Source organism: Pseudomonas sp. Q1-7, assembly GCF_028010285.1.
Lineage (GTDB): Bacteria > Pseudomonadota > Gammaproteobacteria > Pseudomonadales > Pseudomonadaceae > Metapseudomonas.
Genome location: NZ_CP116304.1, coordinates 4870063 through 4886946, shown reverse-complemented (window position 1 = coordinate 4886946; position 16884 = coordinate 4870063). Strand labels below are relative to the sequence as shown.

Below are 16884 nucleotides of genomic sequence, written 5' to 3'. Positions count from 1 at the left end.
CAAGTTGCGGAGCCGCCATGTTGATCCAGGTCCCACCTTCTTCCGCGTGCCGAGAGCACGAGGTCACTCCCGAAACCATCTATCTGTCCCGGCGCCGCCTATTGGCTGCCGCAGGTGGTCTGGCTGCCATGGCTGCGTTGCCGGTGCGGGCCGGGGACGCTTCGTCCTACCCCGATGTCGAGCCTGCTCAGGCGCCCGGCTGGTTTTCGGAGAAGCTTGCCGGCACCCGCTGGCAGGCGGTAACCGCGGGAAGCGAGTCGGTCACGCCCTTCCAGGATGCGACCCACTACAACAACTTCTATGAGTTCGGCACCAACAAGGGCGACCCCGCACGCTATGCGGAGAAGATGCAGGTCGAGCCCTGGACGGTGCGTATCGATGGCGAAGTGGGGAAGCCGGGTACCTACTCACTGGAGGATATCGTCAAGCCTCATGGTTTGGAGGAGCGTATCTACCGACTGCGCTGCGTCGAGGCTTGGTCCATGGTCATTCCCTGGCTTGGCTTCCCCCTTGCCGATCTGCTCAAGCGGGCAGAGCCGAACGGCAATGCGAAGTACGTCAGTTTCGAGACCCACCTGGCCCCCGACCAGATGGCTGGAGTGCGTTCCGGTTTCTCCCTTATCGACTGGCCCTATGTGGAAGGCTTGCGCCTGGATGAGGCCATGCATCCGCTGACGATACTTGCCGTTGGCATGTATGGCCGCATCCTGCCAAATCAGAACGGTGCACCGTTGCGCCTGGTGGTTCCCTGGAAGTATGGATTCAAGAGCATCAAGTCCATCGTTCGGATCAGTCTGGTCAGCGAGCAGCCGCCGACGACCTGGCAATCCATTGCACCGGAGGAATATGGCTTCTATTCGAACGTCAATCCCGAGGTGGATCACCCCCGATGGAGCCAGGCCCATGAGCGGCGGCTGCCCAGTGGGTTGTTCAGTCCAAACGTCGTACCGACGCGCATGTTCAATGGCTATGAAGAAGTGGCCGGCCTCTATACGGGGCTGGATCTGAGGAAGAACTACTGATGCGTTTCAGGCTTTGGCGACTTTCCGTATTCCTGGTTGCTCCAATACCTGTGGTGCTTTGGCTCTATCAAGCCTGGATATTTGCCCTGGGGCCGGACCCGGGAAAGGTTCTGGTGGATCGTCTTGGTTTGGGGGCGCTCTGGTTCCTGCTGATTACCTTGGCGATGACGCCGCTGCAGAAGCTGACCGGCTGGGGAGGGTGGATAGCGGTGCGGCGCCAGATGGGATTGTGGTGCTTTACCTATGTCGTGCTGCACATCAGTGCCTATGCCGTATTCCTGCTGGGACTGGATATGCAGCAGTTGCTCATCGACCTGGGCAAGCGGCCTTACATCTTTGTGGGGGCGTTGGGCTTCACGGGGCTGCTCGCCCTTGCGATCACGTCCAATCGATTCAGCGTCAGGCGACTGGGCAAGCGCTGGAAGCAGTTGCACCGACTTATATACGCCATCCTTGCCATCGCGTTGCTGCATATGCTCTGGGTGGTGCGCGCGGATATGGCGGAGTGGGCAGGCTATGCCTTTGTTGGGGCTCTGCTGATGCTATTGCGTGCACCAGCTGTGGAGCGCCTCTTGCCCCGCGTGTTTCGCAGTGCACAGCCGGGATGACGAAAAAGTTTCAAATAAGTGTTGACGGCAAATTCTGCATCCCTATAATGCGCATCACTCCCAGCGACGAAGCAGCGAAAGAGCTTGAAAATCAAGCACTTAGCTAAAATCGAAGCGAAGGAGTGGTGATCGGCAGGCGACATTGACGCGTGCCACTTCGCTCTCCCGCAAGGCTGAAACGAAGTGATCATCGAGGTGTTGACAGCGAGTTTGAGCGCTGTAGAATGCGCCTCCCGCTGACGAGAAGAGTGGATCGGATCGGATCGGATCGGATCGGAAGCGCAAGCGCAAGCGGTTGAGTAGAAAAGAAATTTTCGAAAAACAGCTTGACAGTAAGAAAGGCTGCTGTAGAATGCGCGGCCTCGGTTGAGACGAAAGACTTGATCGAAATGCTCTTTAACAACTGAATCAAGCAATTCGTGTGGGTGCTTGTGAGGTAGGACTGATAGTCAACTGATTATCAGCATCACAAGTAACACTCGTGAATTCGAGAGTTTATTTGCGATTGCTGAGCCAAGTTTAGGGTTTTCTCAAAACCCAAGCAGTATTGAACTGAAGAGTTTGATCATGGCTCAGATTGAACGCTGGCGGCAGGCCTAACACATGCAAGTCGAGCGGCAGCGGGTCCTTCGGGATGCCGGCGAGCGGCGGACGGGTGAGTAATGCCTAGGAATCTGCCTGGTAGTGGGGGATAACTCGGGGAAACTCGAGCTAATACCGCATACGTCCTACGGGAGAAAGCGGGGGATCTTCGGACCTCGCGCTATCAGATGAGCCTAGGTCGGATTAGCTAGTTGGTGGGGTAATGGCTCACCAAGGCGACGATCCGTAACTGGTCTGAGAGGATGATCAGTCACACTGGAACTGAGACACGGTCCAGACTCCTACGGGAGGCAGCAGTGGGGAATATTGGACAATGGGCGAAAGCCTGATCCAGCCATGCCGCGTGTGTGAAGAAGGTCTTCGGATTGTAAAGCACTTTAAGTTGGGAGGAAGGGCAGTAGGTTAATACCTTGCTGTTTTGACGTTACCAACAGAATAAGCACCGGCTAACTTCGTGCCAGCAGCCGCGGTAATACGAAGGGTGCAAGCGTTAATCGGAATTACTGGGCGTAAAGCGCGCGTAGGTGGTTCAGCAAGTTGAAGGTGAAATCCCCGGGCTCAACCTGGGAACTGCCTCCAAAACTACTGAGCTAGAGTATGGTAGAGGGTGGTGGAATTTCCTGTGTAGCGGTGAAATGCGTAGATATAGGAAGGAACACCAGTGGCGAAGGCGACCACCTGGACTGATACTGACACTGAGGTGCGAAAGCGTGGGGAGCAAACAGGATTAGATACCCTGGTAGTCCACGCCGTAAACGATGTCGACTAGCCGTTGGGGTCCTTGAGACTTTAGTGGCGCAGCTAACGCGATAAGTCGACCGCCTGGGGAGTACGGCCGCAAGGTTAAAACTCAAATGAATTGACGGGGGCCCGCACAAGCGGTGGAGCATGTGGTTTAATTCGAAGCAACGCGAAGAACCTTACCTGGCCTTGACATGCTGAGAACTTTCCAGAGATGGATTGGTGCCTTCGGGAACTCAGACACAGGTGCTGCATGGCTGTCGTCAGCTCGTGTCGTGAGATGTTGGGTTAAGTCCCGTAACGAGCGCAACCCTTGTCCTTAGTTACCAGCACGTTATGGTGGGCACTCTAAGGAGACTGCCGGTGACAAACCGGAGGAAGGTGGGGATGACGTCAAGTCATCATGGCCCTTACGGCCAGGGCTACACACGTGCTACAATGGTCGGTACAAAGGGTTGCCAAGCCGCGAGGTGGAGCTAATCCCATAAAACCGATCGTAGTCCGGATCGCAGTCTGCAACTCGACTGCGTGAAGTCGGAATCGCTAGTAATCGTGAATCAGAATGTCACGGTGAATACGTTCCCGGGCCTTGTACACACCGCCCGTCACACCATGGGAGTGGGTTGCTCCAGAAGTAGCTAGTCTAACCGCAAGGGGGACGGTTACCACGGAGTGATTCATGACTGGGGTGAAGTCGTAACAAGGTAGCCGTAGGGGAACCTGCGGCTGGATCACCTCCTTAATCGAAGACATCAGCTTCTTCATAAGTTCCCACACGAATTGCTTGATTCACTTGCGAAAAGCGATTGGGTTGAGACCCGAGAGTGACGATTGGGTCTGTAGCTCAGTTGGTTAGAGCGCACCCCTGATAAGGGTGAGGTCGGCAGTTCGAATCTGCCCAGACCCACCAATTGTCGGGATGGCCAGTCTAGAGGGGCCATAGCTCAGCTGGGAGAGCGCCTGCTTTGCACGCAGGAGGTCAGGAGTTCGATCCTCCTTGGCTCCACCATCAACTCAAGATCGCTGAAAGCTCAGAAATGAACATTGGTAGTTCAATGTTGATTTCTGGTCTTTGCGCCAGAACTGTTCTTTAAAAATTCGGGTATGTGATAGAAGTGACTTGTTGAGTGTTTCACTGCACTCAGCAACTCAAGGCAAAATTTGCGAGTTCAAGCGCGAATTTTCGGCGAATGTCGTCTTCACACCATGATCGCAGGCAGATTGCTTGGGGTTATATGGTCAAGTGAAGAAGCGCATACGGTGGATGCCTTGGCAGTCAGAGGCGATGAAAGACGTGGTAGCCTGCGATAAGCTTCGGGGAGTCGGCAAACAGACTTTGATCCGGAGATCTCTGAATGGGGGAACCCACCTAGGATAACCTAGGTATCTTGTACTGAATCCATAGGTGCAAGAGGCGAACCAGGGGAACTGAAACATCTAAGTACCCTGAGGAACAGAAATCAACCGAGATTCCCTTAGTAGTGGCGAGCGAACGGGGACTAGCCCTTAAGCTTCTTGGATTTTAGCGGAACGCTCTGGAAAGTGCGGCCATAGTGGGTGATAGCCCCGTACGCGAAAGGGTCCAGGAAGTGAAATCGAGTAGGACGGAGCACGTGAAACTTTGTCTGAATATGGGGGGACCATCCTCCAAGGCTAAATACTACTGACTGACCGATAGTGAACCAGTACCGTGAGGGAAAGGCGAAAAGAACCCCGGAGAGGGGAGTGAAATAGAACCTGAAACCGTATGCGTACAAGCAGTGGGAGCCTACTTTGTTAGGTGACTGCGTACCTTTTGTATAATGGGTCAGCGACTTATATTCAGTGGCGAGCTTAACCGTATAGGGGAGGCGTAGCGAAAGCGAGTCTTAATAGGGCGTTTAGTCGCTGGGTATAGACCCGAAACCGGGCGATCTATCCATGAGCAGGTTGAAGGTTAGGTAACACTGACTGGAGGACCGAACCGACTCCCGTTGAAAAGGTAGCGGATGACTTGTGGATCGGAGTGAAAGGCTAATCAAGCTCGGAGATAGCTGGTTCTCCTCGAAAGCTATTTAGGTAGCGCCTCACGTATCACTCCAGGGGGTAGAGCACTGTTTCGGCTAGGGGGTCATCCCGACTTACCAAACCGATGCAAACTCCGAATACCTGGAAGTGTCAGCGTGGGAGACACACGGCGGGTGCTAACGTCCGTCGTGAAAAGGGAAACAACCCAGACCGTCAGCTAAGGTCCCAAAGTTGTAGTTAAGTGGGAAACGATGTGGGAAGGCTTAGACAGCTAGGAGGTTGGCTTAGAAGCAGCCATCCTTTAAAGAAAGCGTAATAGCTCACTAGTCGAGTCGGCCTGCGCGGAAGATGTAACGGGGCTCAAACTACACACCGAAGCTACGGGTTCGTCGTAAGACGAGCGGTAGAGGAGCGTTCTGTAAGCCTGTGAAGGTGAGTTGAGAAGCTTGCTGGAGGTATCAGAAGTGCGAATGCTGACATGAGTAACGACAATGGGTGTGAAAAACACCCACGCCGAAAGACCAAGGGTTCCTGCGCAACGTTAATCGACGCAGGGTGAGTCGGCCCCTAAGGCGAGGCAGAAATGCGTAGTCGATGGGAAACGGGTTAATATTCCCGTACTTCTAGTTACTGCGATGGAGGGACGGAGAAGGCTAGGCCAGCTTGGCGTTGGTTGTCCAAGTTTAAGGTGGTAGGCCGAACACTTAGGCAAATCCGGGTGTTCAAGGCCGAGAACTGATGACGAGTGTTCTTTTAGAACACGAAGTGGTTGATGCCATGCTTCCAGGAAAAGCTTCTAAGCTTCAGGTAACTAGGAACCGTACCCCAAACCGACACAGGTGGTCGGGTAGAGAATACCAAGGCGCTTGAGAGAACTCGGGTGAAGGAACTAGGCAAAATGGCACCGTAACTTCGGGAGAAGGTGCGCCGGTGAGGGTGAAGGACTTGCTCCGTAAGCCCATGCCGGTCGAAGATACCAGGCCGCTGCGACTGTTTATTAAAAACACAGCACTCTGCAAACACGAAAGTGGACGTATAGGGTGTGACGCCTGCCCGGTGCCGGAAGGTTAATTGATGGGGTTAGCGCAAGCGAAGCTCTTGATCGAAGCCCCGGTAAACGGCGGCCGTAACTATAACGGTCCTAAGGTAGCGAAATTCCTTGTCGGGTAAGTTCCGACCTGCACGAATGGCGTAACGATGGCGGCGCTGTCTCCACCCGAGACTCAGTGAAATTGAAATCGCTGTGAAGATGCAGTGTATCCGCGGCTGAGACGGAAAGACCCCGTGAACCTTTACTGTAGCTTTGCACTGGACTTTGAGCCTGCTTGTGTAGGATAGGTGGGAGGCTTTGAAGCGAGGACGCCAGTTCTCGTGGAGCCATCCTTGAAATACCACCCTGGCATGCTTGAGGTTCTAACTCTGGTCCGTCATCCGGATCGAGGACAGTGTATGGTGGGCAGTTTGACTGGGGCGGTCTCCTCCTAAAGAGTAACGGAGGAGTACGAAGGTGCGCTCAGACCGGTCGGAAATCGGTCGCAGAGTATAAAGGCAAAAGCGCGCTTGACTGCGAGACAGACACGTCGAGCAGGTACGAAAGTAGGTCTTAGTGATCCGGTGGTTCTGTATGGAAGGGCCATCGCTCAACGGATAAAAGGTACTCCGGGGATAACAGGCTGATACCGCCCAAGAGTTCATATCGACGGCGGTGTTTGGCACCTCGATGTCGGCTCATCACATCCTGGGGCTGAAGCCGGTCCCAAGGGTATGGCTGTTCGCCATTTAAAGTGGTACGCGAGCTGGGTTTAGAACGTCGTGAGACAGTTCGGTCCCTATCTGCCGTGGACGTTTGAGATTTGAGAGGGGCTGCTCCTAGTACGAGAGGACCGGAGTGGACGAACCTCTGGTGTTCCGGTTGTCACGCCAGTGGCACTGCCGGGTAGCTATGTTCGGAAGAGATAACCGCTGAAAGCATCTAAGCGGGAAACTCGCCTCAAGATGAGATCTCACTGGGATCTTGAATCCCCTAAAGGGCCGTCGAAGACTACGACGTTGATAGGTTGGGTGTGTAAGCGCTGTGAGGCGTTGAGCTAACCAATACTAATTGCCCGTGAGGCTTGACCATATAACACCCAAACAATCTGGTGATTGTGGGTGCGACTGGTGAAGTCGATATAGACCGAAAGTTCGCAAGAACCGCAAAGCCAACCACTATCACATACCTGATTCGGGGTAGCGTCACCGACGATGCCCCAACCGAATTGCTTGACGACTATAGAGCGTTGGAACCACCTGATCCCATCCCGAACTCAGCAGTGAAACGACGCATCGCCGATGGTAGTGTGGAGCTTCTCCATGTGAGAGTAGGTCATCGTCAAGCTCCTATCCCAAACCCCCGATCCGCGACTGCGGTTCGGGGGTTTGTCTTTGCGCGCGGGAAAATCCGGGTTGGATGATGCGTGGGTGGGTGGTAGCACCTGGATACTGATGCGCCGCGACCGGCGCCGGCCTGCTCGTCTAGAATAGCCGCGACACCCTGAGAGCTACGACGCTATGCCTGAACAGGCTGAACAACGCCCGCTATCCGAATTGCCTTTGCATGACCTGATCGCTTGTCACGAGTGTGACCTGCTGATGCGTCGGCCCGATCTCGGCGAGGAGCAGAAAGCCTGTTGCCCTCGTTGTGGTTATGAACTGGTGGTGCATCGCACGCAGATGGAGCGTCGGGCACTGGCCTTGGTGCTGACAGCCTTGTTGCTATTCGTGCCGGCCAACTTCCTGCCCATCATGAAACTCAACCTGCTGGGACATACCACGCAGGACACTGTGTGGACTGGTGTAGTCGGCCTCTACGACACCGGCATGCAAGGGGTGGCGGTGCTGGTATTCCTCTGCAGCATGGTCATTCCGCTGATCAAATTGCTCTGCCAACTGGTGGTGCTGACCTGCATCAACACCCGCCGGGCCCTCGGCCTGGGGGTGATGCTTTATCGTCTGTATCACCACCTGAGGGAGTGGGGCATGCTTGAGGTCTACCTCATGGGCATTCTGGTTTCCATCGTCAAACTGATCGACCTGGCCGACCTGCACCTGGGCGTTGGCCTGGCCTGCTTCATCGGACTCCTTTTATCCCAGGTCTGGCTGGAGGTCACCATGTCACCGCACCAGGTCTGGGATGCACTGGATGCTGACGGAGGGACGCATGCGAGCCATTGATGTCGGCATCATCGTTTGCGATGAGTGCCACCAGTTGAACCGCCCGGCGCAGGAAGCGGACCACGGCCACTGTCGTCGCTGCGGAGCCGGCCTGTATCCGCGCCGCCCCAACAGCATCGTCCGCACCTGGGCGCTGCTGATCACCGCGACCATCCTTTATGTGCCGGCCAATGTGCTGCCGATCATGACGGTGAACTTTCTCGGAAACGGTGCCCCGTCCACCATCATGGGCGGCGTGCTCGAACTGATTCACGCCGAAATGGTACCCATCGCACTGGTGGTTTTCGTCGCCAGTATCCTGGTCCCCACTTTCAAACTGGTAGGCATCGCCCTGCTGCTTTATTCAGTGCAGCGACGCCTGCCCATGTCCCCGCGACAGCGCATCCTGATGTACCGCTTCATTGAGTGGATAGGTCGCTGGTCCATGCTGGATATCTTCGTCATCGCCATCCTCGTGGCGCTGGTGAACTTCGGCAACCTGGCCAGCATCGAAGCCAACCTGGGGGCAGCCGCCTTCGCCAGCGTGGTGGTCATCACCATGATCGCGGCAGTGACCTTCGACCCCAGACTGATCTGGGACAACACCGATATGGACGACGAGAATGCCTGAGTTGCCATCGCCCAACACCAAGAAAACCACGAGCTGGTCCGCCATCTGGGTGCTCCCCCTGCTGGCGTTGCTCATCGGACTCTGGCTGGCCTGGAAGGCCATGAGCGAGGCGGGGATCGAGATCCAGATTCGCTTCGAGAACGGCGAAGGTATCCAAGTGGGCAAGACGCAGTTGATGTACAAGGGTATCCAGGTCGGCAAGGTCATCGACCTGCATGTCAGCGAGGACATCAAGGGCGTGGTCGCCACGGTCGAGGTAATGAAGGAGGCCGAACCCTATCTCAGCAAGTCCACCCGATTCTGGCTGGTTCGTCCGCGGGTCTCCCTGGCCGGTGTGACCGGCCTGGAAACCCTCGTTTCCGGTATCTACATCGCCATCGACCCGGTGGAGGGCGAGCCGGAGCGACGCTATACCGCGTTGCCGGAGCCGCCGCCGTTGTCCGACTCGCTGGCCGGCCTGCACATCGTCCTCAAGGCCGAGCGCCTTGGTTCCCTGGAGCAGGGCAGCCCGGTCTACTACCGGCAGATCCAGGTGGGCCAGGTGAAGAGTTACCAGCTGGCCGAGGATCAGCGCACCGTCGAGATCAAGGTGCATATCGAACAGCCCTATGCGCATCTGGTGCGCAAGCACACGCGTTTCTGGAACGCCAGCGGTCTCAACGTCACCGCCGGCCTGTCGGGGGTGAAGATCCGCACCGAGTCGGTGCTCAGCATCATGGCGGGCGGTATTGCCTTCGCCACGCCTGAGCACCGCCAGGACAGCCCCCCCACCGACCCCAGTATCCCTTTCCGCCTGTATGACGGATTTGAAGCCGCCGAAGCGGGATTGCGCGTCCTGCTGCGCATGGACGATGTCAGTGGCCTCAGCCCAGGTACGACGCCGGTGATGTACAACGGCGTGCAGGTCGGCACCCTGAAGAAACTGGACATGGACAAGGACTTCACCGGTGCCACCGCCGAACTGACCATGGAACCGCGTACCGAGGACTACCTCGTCGAGGGCACCGAGTTCTGGACGGTGAAACCCTCGATATCGCTGGCTGGCATCACCGGCATCGAAGCCCTGGTGAAAGGCAACTACATCGCCGTGCGTTTCGCCAAGGAGGGCACGCCTACTCGCGAGTTCAAGGTCCGGCCCAAGGCCCCGCCGCTGAATACCGATGCCCCCGGCCTGCACCTGGTACTCACCAGCGACCGACTCGGCTCCCTGGAGGTAGGCAGCCCCGTGCTGTTCCGCCAGGTGCGTGTGGGCAGCGTGCAGAGCTACCAGCTCTCCCGCAGCCAGGAGCGTGTGGTCATCGGCATCCACATCGAGCCCGAGTTCGCCAAGCTGGTGAACGAGTCCACCCGTTTCTGGAACTCCAGTGGCATAACCCTCAAGGGCAGCCTGTCCGGTGTCGAGGTGAAGAGCGAATCCCTGCAGACCTTGCTGGCCGGCGGTATCACCTTTACCACCCCGGACCCCAAGGCCAGGCCGGTGACCCGGCCGCGGCGCTTCACGCTGTATGACGATGAGTCCCAGGCCATCGTCAAAGGCACCGTGATCGAGATCGCCATTCCCCAGGCCGAGGGCATCCGTGAAGGTTCGCCGATTCGCTTCAAGGGCATCGATGTCGGTGAGGTGGAATCCGTCAGCCTGAGCAATGACCTCTCCGGTGTGGTGGTCAAGGCGCGCCTGACCCAGGCGGCGGATCGCATCGCCCGCTCAGGCAGCCAATTCTGGGTCGTGCGTCCGGAACTTGGTTTGCTGCGGACCGCCAACCTGGACACCCTGGTGAGCGGCCAATACCTGGAAGTGCTGCCGGCGGCCAAGCCGGGCGCCGCGCAGACCCGCTTCACTGCGCTGGCCGAGTCCCCCGACCCGGTGGCTCGCCAGCAAGGTCTGCGCATCATCCTGAGTGCGCCGCGCCGGGGGTCGATCAAACCCGGCGTGATCGTCAGCTACCGCGAAGTCCCGGTGGGCACCGTGCTTTCCTACGAGCTGGGCAAGACGGCCGACCGCGTCTTCATCCATGTGCTCATCGAGCCGCGCTATGCCCCGCTGGTGCACAGCGGCAGCCGCTTCTGGCATACCAGCGGCGTGGGCGTCGACGCCAGCCTGTTCAAGGGCGTGAAGGTGCGTACCGAGTCCGTGGAGTCGCTGATACAAGGTGGTATCTCCTTCGCCACCCCGAACGAGGAGCAAATGGGCAACGCGGCCCTCAACGGCCAGACCTTCGCCCTGCATGACGATGCCGAGGACGAGTGGCTGACCTGGGCGCCGAAGATTCCCCTGGCAAAAGTAACCTCCCAATAAAGCAGAAGGGCCGCGATTGCGGCCCTTCTGCTTCTCCTGCGCGGGATCAGGCGGGCTCGGCCGCCTCGTCCTTCGCGTCCTGGTTGGCCTTGGCCACCTCGCGACGCTTGATGAGCTTCCAGTCCGCCTCGTCGATGTAGATGCCGTTCGGGCCGCTGCCGCCTTCCAGGTCGATGGCGACGTTGGCCGACACCTGGGGTTTCACCGACGCCAGGATGGGGGTGAAGCCCAGTTGCTGGCTGGTCTCGATCAACGCCTGCTGATTGCGCTCGTCGATGTCCGCGGCCTCGTCCAGATAGTAGGGCAGGCGAATGCGGCCGGCCTGCTCACGGTCCATCAGGTGCAGCAGCAGGTACATGTTGGTCAGCGCCTTGATGGTCATGGTGGTGCCGTTGGAGGCGGCGCCATCGATGTCCGTGTGGATGACCGGCTGGCCGTGGACCTTGGTGATCTCGAAGGCCAGCTCGAACAGGTCCTTCAGGCCCAGTTGGTTACCGTTGGCCGCCACCAGGCGCGCCAGGTACTCCTTGGCCTCTTCGTTCTTCGCATCCTGGTCGCTGGAGTTGGTCAGGTCGAAGACCGAGAGGGTCTCGCCTTCCTCGTACTGGCCGGCGCTGTGGATGATCTGGTCGATGTGGCGCAGGGCTTCCTTGTTCGGCGCGAGGACGATGCGGAAGCTCGACAGGTTGGACACCTGACGCTTGTTGATCTCGCGGTTGAACAGGGCCAGCTGGTGTTCCAGGTTGTCGTAGTCGCTACGGATGTTGCGCAGGGTGCGGGCGATGTCGGTGACCGCCGCACGGCGCGCCTTGGCCAGGGTCAGGGCCTCGTCCTGGCGGTGCGCGTAGGCGTTGATCAGCAGCTGCAGGCGGCGCTCGGCGTCGTCCTCGCTGTCGAACTTGGCCACACCCTTGAGGCGGACCTGGGCATAGAGCGCCTCGATCTGCCCGTCGATGCGCTGCAGCGCCTGCCAGGTGTCCTGGTAGTCGTTGAGCAGCGGCAGCAGGTTCTCCAGGCTGTCGTCCACCGGGTCCATGAACGGCTTGCCGAAGGGCAGGTCGGCTGGCAGCAGCTGGCGGCGGCGCAGGGCGTCCTCCAGCGTGCGCTCCTTGGCTTCCAGGTCGGCCAGTTGGCGTCCGACCAGTTGCAGCTTGGCGGACAGTTGCTGAACGCGCTCGGTAAAGGCGTCGGCGGAGCGCTTGAGCTCGTCCTGAGTGGCTTCCAGTTGCGCCAGCTCCTCCAGCTTGGCCGGCTCTTCGGCGCTCAGGGTCTGGGACTTGCGGAAGTCCTCCAGGGCCTTCTGCGCATCCAGCACGTCCTGGTACAGCTTCTCGGCCTGGGCCTTGCTCGCGGCGCGGTCGGCGGCTACGGACTGCTGGGTCTTGAGCTGCTTCAGCTCGCGTTCCAGGCGGTCCTTCTGGTCGCGCAGGGCGGCGCGGTCAGCCAGGGCCTGCAGGGCCGGCGGCTCGATATGGGAGAGGTCGATGGACAGGCCGGGTACTTCGAACTGGCTGCCCTTGAATTGGTCGAGCACGGTTTCCAGGGACTTCACCCAGGCTTCGCCGTCGTCCAGCTGGATGCCTTTTTCGCCCAGCGGCAGGCTGAACAGCTGGCCATTGAACAGGCGCATCAGGCGGTCGACGTCCGCCTGGCTGAACTCCTCGCGCAGGCGCGAGTAGCTGTTGTTGTCGGCGTGGTCGAGCTGCTGCCTGACGCCCTTCAGGCGCTTCTCCAGGTCGCGCAGCCGCTCGTCCAGGTCTTCGGCCGAGAACTGGCGGGACTGCGCCAGGGCGCCGGCCAGCTCGTCGTGGGCGTCCTTGGCGGCGAGCAGTTGCTGCTCCAGCACCTTGGCGTCGTCTACCAGGGCGAAGCGGTTCTTCAGTACCGCCAGCTCGCCCAGCCAGCGCTGGTTCTCGGTGATGGCGCGCTCCAGGCGCATCATTTCCTGGGTGCCGCCGCGCTGCTCGTTCTGCAGGCCGTCCTGCTCGTTGCGGTAGTGCTCGGCCTGGATCACCAGCTCTTCCTTGCGGGCGCCGGCGTAGTCCTGCCAGGTGCCCAGCAGGGAGTCCAGCAGCGGCGAGATGCGGTGCAGCTTGCCGCGCAGGACCTCGCGCTGGGCCACGCCGTTGGCCAGGGCTTCCACCAGCGGGCCGGCGGCCACCAGCGCCTGGTAATCCTGCTCCATGCGGCGCACGTCGCGGAAGGCCTCTTCGCAGGCGGCGATGTAGTCCACGCTGCCCGAGCGCAGGCTGTGCTCGAAGGCGTCGAGAAACAGCTGCTTGAGCTTGGCCGCGGTGATCTCGCGCATGTGCAGCAGGTTGATGAACAGCGAGCGGAAGGTCTTCAGGCTCTGTTCGCTGGTCGAACGCAGCGGGATCAGGGTCAGGTCCAGCGGGATGGAGGTGTGACCACCCACCAGCAGGCGACGCAGTTCATCGGGCTTGAGTTCGTAGGCCTTGATGCCCTCGCGTTCCAGGTTGTTGAACAGCTCGCGCTGGCGCAGGCAGGTGCCGTCGCGCTGGTAGTGGTCCAGGTCCAGCTCACCGCGGTAGGCGAAGAACTGGTGGCCAAAGCCGCCGCCCGGGCCACGACCGGCAACGCCGATGACGTGGGGGCCGTGGGGCAGTGAGACTTCGACGAGGATGTAGCTGGTGTCGGTGGCGAAGTAGAACTTGCGCGACTGCTCCAGGCTGTACTTGCCGAAGCTCATGTCCGACATGCGCGCCAGGATCGGGAACTGCAGCGCGTTGATCGACGCGGACTTGCCGAGGTTGTTGGCGCCGTAGATCGACAGCGGGGTTTCCAGCGGGAACAGGCCCAGGCTGTAGCCGGCGGTGTTCAGCAGGGCAAAGCGGCGGATGCCGTAGCGTTCCTGGCTCATGCGTCTTCCTCCTGGGCGGCGCGTTCTTCGGCCATGGCGCGGGCCAGGGCGTCTTCTTCGGATTCCTCGACCGCATCAGGCGTCTCGATGGGGATGATGGCGTCGCCGCTGTCGTCGTCCATCAGCACCGGAGCCTGCAGCTCCAGGTCGGCGCTGTGCAGGCTGGCGGCCAGGTCGCGGTCGTGCTGCACTGCCAGGCACACGTCGAGGAAGCGGTGCATGGGCGGCAGAAAGCGGTACACGCCGTTGCTGTCCTCGGCGAAGCCGAGCTGGGTCAGGCGGCGGATGACCTTCTCTTCCAGTTCTTCATGGGTGGTCACCTCGGCCTGCATGAACAGGTCGCGGTACTTCTCCAGCAGGGCCGGCAGTTCGTCGCGGCCGATGCTGCCGCCGTCGAGCACAGCGAGCGGGTCGCGGCCCTGGTCGGCCAGGTGTTCCACCAGGATGAAGGTGAACAGCGCCAGGCGCTGGGCGGTCTTGTTCACCTGGGCGCCCATCTGCTCGGGCACGAAGTAGTAGAAGCCGCGCGGGTCGCAGACCAGCTCGAAGCCCAGGGCCTTGAACAGGGCGCGGTATTGGTCCTGCAGGGTGGAGAGTTGGGCGTAGCACTCCGGCTCGCTGCGGGAGAGGTGGTAGCCCTTGAACAGCTCGCGGAAGATGGGCGCGAGCTGGGTCATTTCTTTCAGGTCGATATTCATCAGGAAGTCTTCTCGGCCGCGGCGGTGGGGCTCTTGATCAGGGCGTAGGAGCTCAGGCTGACCTGGTGCTCGGCGGTCAGGTAGTCACGGCGTTCCAGGCGCTCGCGCGAAAAACGCGCATCGCGGGACAGGCGCGAGAACCAGTAGAGCAGCTCGTCGGTGGCGCCTTCGGGCTCCTGTTCCAGCAGCCAGACCATCAGGTCCGGCAGCGGCAGGGCCTGTTCGCAGCGGTCGAGCATCTCCCGCGCGGTTTTCGGCGAGCGCGGCGTGACAGCCTTGCGCGGACCGCCGGACTTGGGGAAGTGCGCCGGTTTCGGCTGGAAGCGCGCCAGGGCGTAGACATAGGCCTCCACCTGGGAGCCGCTGCCGAGGAAGGTGGTCTGCGGCCGGGTGAACAGCGGCATCGCCGCTTGTGGCACGGCATCCAGGCCCTTCTTGCGGATCACCGACAGCGCCAGGGCCGCGCCACGGGTCACGGCGTTGTGCCGGCGCGCTTCTTCGCGCAGCGGCAGCAGCAGCTCGCGGGCCTTGCGCAGGGTCAGCTGGGCGCTGGTCTGCATCTCCAGGATGCGCGCATGGGTACGCAGCAGCAGGTCGTCGTCCACCAGTTGGCCGAGGCGCTGCTGCTCGCCGAGCAGGCGCAGCAGCACCTGCTCGACGCGACGCACGCCCTGCTCGAAGGCGCCGTCGGCGGCTACCAGCTGGATCATCGGCTCGACGTATTCATCCCAGGTGGCCAGCACTTCCGCGTAGCGCTGGCGCAGGGGAATCTGCCGGTCGCTGGTCTTGGCACGGTCGGCCACGGCCACCAGGGCCTGTTCGTCGTTGTCGAGCTTTTTCAACACGTCGCGTACACGCATGTCGAGCAGGCGCAGTTGGCGCGCCAGGTCGTTGCCGTCGCGGATTTCGAAGGCCTCCTGGATGTAGCCGGCAAGGCGTTCCAGGTGGCGCAGGTAGGCTTCGATTTCCAGGCACAGGCCGAGGCGGTGTTCGCGCCGCAGGTAGGCGAGGAAGTCGTGGATCTGGGCGTTCAGCTCGAAGCGGTTCGGGCTCTTGGCCACGGGAACCAGGATGTCCAGGCGCACCCAGAGGTCGAGCAGGGCGGTCACGTCGGTGGGCGTGCCCTCCGGCAGCTGGCTGGCGAGCTGCACGCGCAGCTCCACCAGGCTCAGGGTGCCGGCATCGAAGCGCTCGCAGAGCGGCTCGAGCAACGTCCAGTGTTCGGCAAGGGCGCGCAATACGCGCTTGGGATCGATCATCGATTGGCCGGGGGTCGCTGAAAAAAGAGGCGATTGTACTTCAGGTTGCCGGTGGCGATTGAGCTTCAACCGATCAGAGGAGCGACCCCCGTCGCGGACTGACAATTTTCGGCAGTTTTCGACTGGCATCGTGCGATCAATCGCTTGGAAATCGGCTGCAAGCCTCATCCAAGTGATTGAATTGCTTGGCATGTTTTCTGCCTTAGAGGTCTGTCCGCTTCTCGACGCCGGAACCATGAACGCCGAATCCGCCCTGATCGCCGAAGCCCGCTGGGCCGAACTGGAACGCCAGGCCGACCTGGACTGGGACCTCGACGCCATCACCAACCGCCAGGAGGCCATCGACTTCCTGCTGCGCTTCGAGAACCGCCTGTGCGTCTATTCGGCCTATGTGGAAAAGCTCTACAGCCGTTACAGCTTCGTGGTGCCGGAGGAGGCCCATGGCAGCATCACCATCCTCCCCGACGAACTGGCCTGGCACGACACCTTCCATGAGATTCCCGCCGATGCCGTGCTGCCCACCGGCATCCATATCCTGCCCGGCGAAGTACTGGGCGCCACCGGCCTGTACCTGAAGATCCCCGGCGAGCACCGCCTGAGTCCTTCCCATGAGCTGCCCTTCCAGGACGGCCTGAGGCTGCTGATTCAGCGATACCAGTCCCGTGGCGAGCAATTCCTGCCGGTGCTGGCGAAGGGCGACCTGCGCGAATACGAGGCGCGCATGCCGTCCCTGCACCTGCACCGTATCGACCCGGCGAGCCTCGGACGCAATTCCCGGCTGGAAGTGGCGAACATCAAGGGCGCCATCGCTGACAACCTGATCGGGCTGTTCCGCCAGCGCTGAGCACGGCGTTACCGCCTTGTGGCGACGGGTAACAGCGGCCGGTCGTCCTTCTCCGGTCCGCCGCCCCCGACTCGACTATGGGTCGGGACGCTTCACCGCTCG

General features: G+C 60.2%; 9 protein-coding genes, 2 tRNA genes and 3 rRNA genes. 11 read left to right on the top strand and 3 right to left on the bottom strand.

What is annotated here, in order from left to right:
* Window positions 1–17 precede the first annotated feature (17 nt).
* The 10 genes from msrP (at window position 18) to PJW05_RS22605 (ending at window position 11100) form a co-directional block, all read left to right on the top strand.
* On the top strand, window positions 18–1022 hold the full coding sequence (gene msrP / locus PJW05_RS22650) for a protein-methionine-sulfoxide reductase catalytic subunit MsrP (protein WP_271409188.1): 1005 nt from the start codon (window positions 18–20) through the stop codon (window positions 1020–1022).
* Entirely contained in the window at window positions 1022–1630 is a 609-nt protein-coding gene (gene msrQ, locus PJW05_RS22645) for a protein-methionine-sulfoxide reductase heme-binding subunit MsrQ (protein WP_271409187.1), read from the top strand. The genes msrP and msrQ overlap by 1 nt, the downstream gene beginning before the upstream one ends.
* A 549-nt stretch (window positions 1631–2179) precedes the next feature.
* Window positions 2180–3716 (top strand): 16S ribosomal RNA (locus tag PJW05_RS22640).
* A gap of 91 nt (window positions 3717–3807) precedes the next feature.
* Window positions 3808–3884, top strand: a tRNA-Ile gene (locus PJW05_RS22635).
* Window positions 3885–3907: 23 nt separating this feature from the next.
* Window positions 3908–3983, top strand: a tRNA-Ala gene (locus PJW05_RS22630).
* A 228-nt stretch (window positions 3984–4211) separates the two neighbouring features.
* Window positions 4212–7103, top strand: a 23S ribosomal RNA gene (locus PJW05_RS22625).
* 139 nt (window positions 7104–7242) lie between these two features.
* Window positions 7243–7358: ribosomal RNA gene (gene rrf, locus PJW05_RS22620) — 5S ribosomal RNA — on the top strand.
* Together the 16S, 23S and 5S rRNA genes with 2 tRNA genes alongside form the textbook arrangement of a ribosomal RNA operon.
* Window positions 7359–7531: 173 nt before the next feature.
* On the top strand, window positions 7532–8194 hold the full coding sequence (locus PJW05_RS22615) for a paraquat-inducible protein A (protein ID WP_271409186.1): 663 nt from the start codon (window positions 7532–7534) through the stop codon (window positions 8192–8194).
* The gene (locus PJW05_RS22610; RefSeq protein WP_271409185.1) at window positions 8181–8804 is read left to right on the top strand and encodes a paraquat-inducible protein A; all 624 of its coding nucleotides are present in this window, start codon (window positions 8181–8183) and stop codon (window positions 8802–8804) included. The genes PJW05_RS22615 and PJW05_RS22610 overlap by 14 nt, the downstream gene beginning before the upstream one ends.
* Complete coding sequence (locus tag PJW05_RS22605; protein WP_271409184.1) at window positions 8797–11100, top strand: PqiB family protein; 2304 nt, start codon at window positions 8797–8799, stop codon at window positions 11098–11100. Before PJW05_RS22610 ends, PJW05_RS22605 begins: the two co-directional genes overlap by 8 nt.
* Window positions 11101–11146: 46 nt before the next feature.
* On the opposite strand, the gene mksF is transcribed toward PJW05_RS22605, so the two are convergent.
* The 3 genes from mksF to mksB are packed head-to-tail and all read right to left on the bottom strand — an operon-like array spanning window position 11147 to window position 15938.
* Window positions 11147–13981, bottom strand: coding sequence for an Mks condensin complex protein MksF (gene mksF / locus PJW05_RS22600; RefSeq protein WP_271409183.1), 2835 nt, complete (start codon window positions 13979–13981; stop codon window positions 11147–11149).
* A complete protein-coding gene (gene mksE / locus PJW05_RS22595) occupies window positions 13978–14679 on the bottom strand; it encodes an Mks condensin complex protein MksE (protein ID WP_271409182.1) in 702 nt (233 codons plus the stop codon). The genes mksF and mksE overlap by 4 nt, the downstream gene beginning before the upstream one ends.
* The gene (gene mksB, locus PJW05_RS22590) at window positions 14679–15938 is read right to left on the bottom strand and encodes an Mks condensin complex protein MksB (RefSeq protein WP_271409181.1); all 1260 of its coding nucleotides are present in this window, start codon (window positions 15936–15938) and stop codon (window positions 14679–14681) included. Before mksB ends, mksE begins: the two co-directional genes overlap by 1 nt.
* A gap of 235 nt (window positions 15939–16173) precedes the next feature.
* Between mksB and PJW05_RS22585 the strand changes: the two genes are divergently transcribed.
* The gene (locus tag PJW05_RS22585) at window positions 16174–16782 is read left to right on the top strand and encodes a hypothetical protein (RefSeq protein ID WP_271409180.1); all 609 of its coding nucleotides are present in this window, start codon (window positions 16174–16176) and stop codon (window positions 16780–16782) included.
* The last annotated feature ends 102 nt before the right edge of the window (window positions 16783–16884 follow it).

Bases quoted from the DNA above. Each gene is read 5' to 3' on its own strand.
- msrP (WP_271409188.1), top strand. From the start codon at position 18: ATGTTGATCCAGGTCCCACCTTCTTCCGCGTGCCGAGAGCACGAGGTC.
- msrQ (WP_271409187.1), top strand. From the start codon at position 1,022: ATGCGTTTCAGGCTTTGGCGACTTTCCGTATTCCTGGTTGCTCCAATA.
- PJW05_RS22615 (WP_271409186.1), top strand. From the start codon at position 7,532: ATGCCTGAACAGGCTGAACAACGCCCGCTATCCGAATTGCCTTTGCAT.
- PJW05_RS22610 (WP_271409185.1), top strand. From the start codon at position 8,181: ATGCGAGCCATTGATGTCGGCATCATCGTTTGCGATGAGTGCCACCAG.
- PJW05_RS22605 (WP_271409184.1), top strand. From the start codon at position 8,797: ATGCCTGAGTTGCCATCGCCCAACACCAAGAAAACCACGAGCTGGTCC.
- mksF (WP_271409183.1), bottom strand. From the start codon at position 13,981: ATGAGCCAGGAACGCTACGGCATCCGCCGCTTTGCCCTGCTGAACACC.
- mksE (WP_271409182.1), bottom strand. From the start codon at position 14,679: ATGAATATCGACCTGAAAGAAATGACCCAGCTCGCGCCCATCTTCCGC.
- mksB (WP_271409181.1), bottom strand. From the start codon at position 15,938: ATGATCGATCCCAAGCGCGTATTGCGCGCCCTTGCCGAACACTGGACG.
- PJW05_RS22585 (WP_271409180.1), top strand. From the start codon at position 16,174: ATGAACGCCGAATCCGCCCTGATCGCCGAAGCCCGCTGGGCCGAACTG.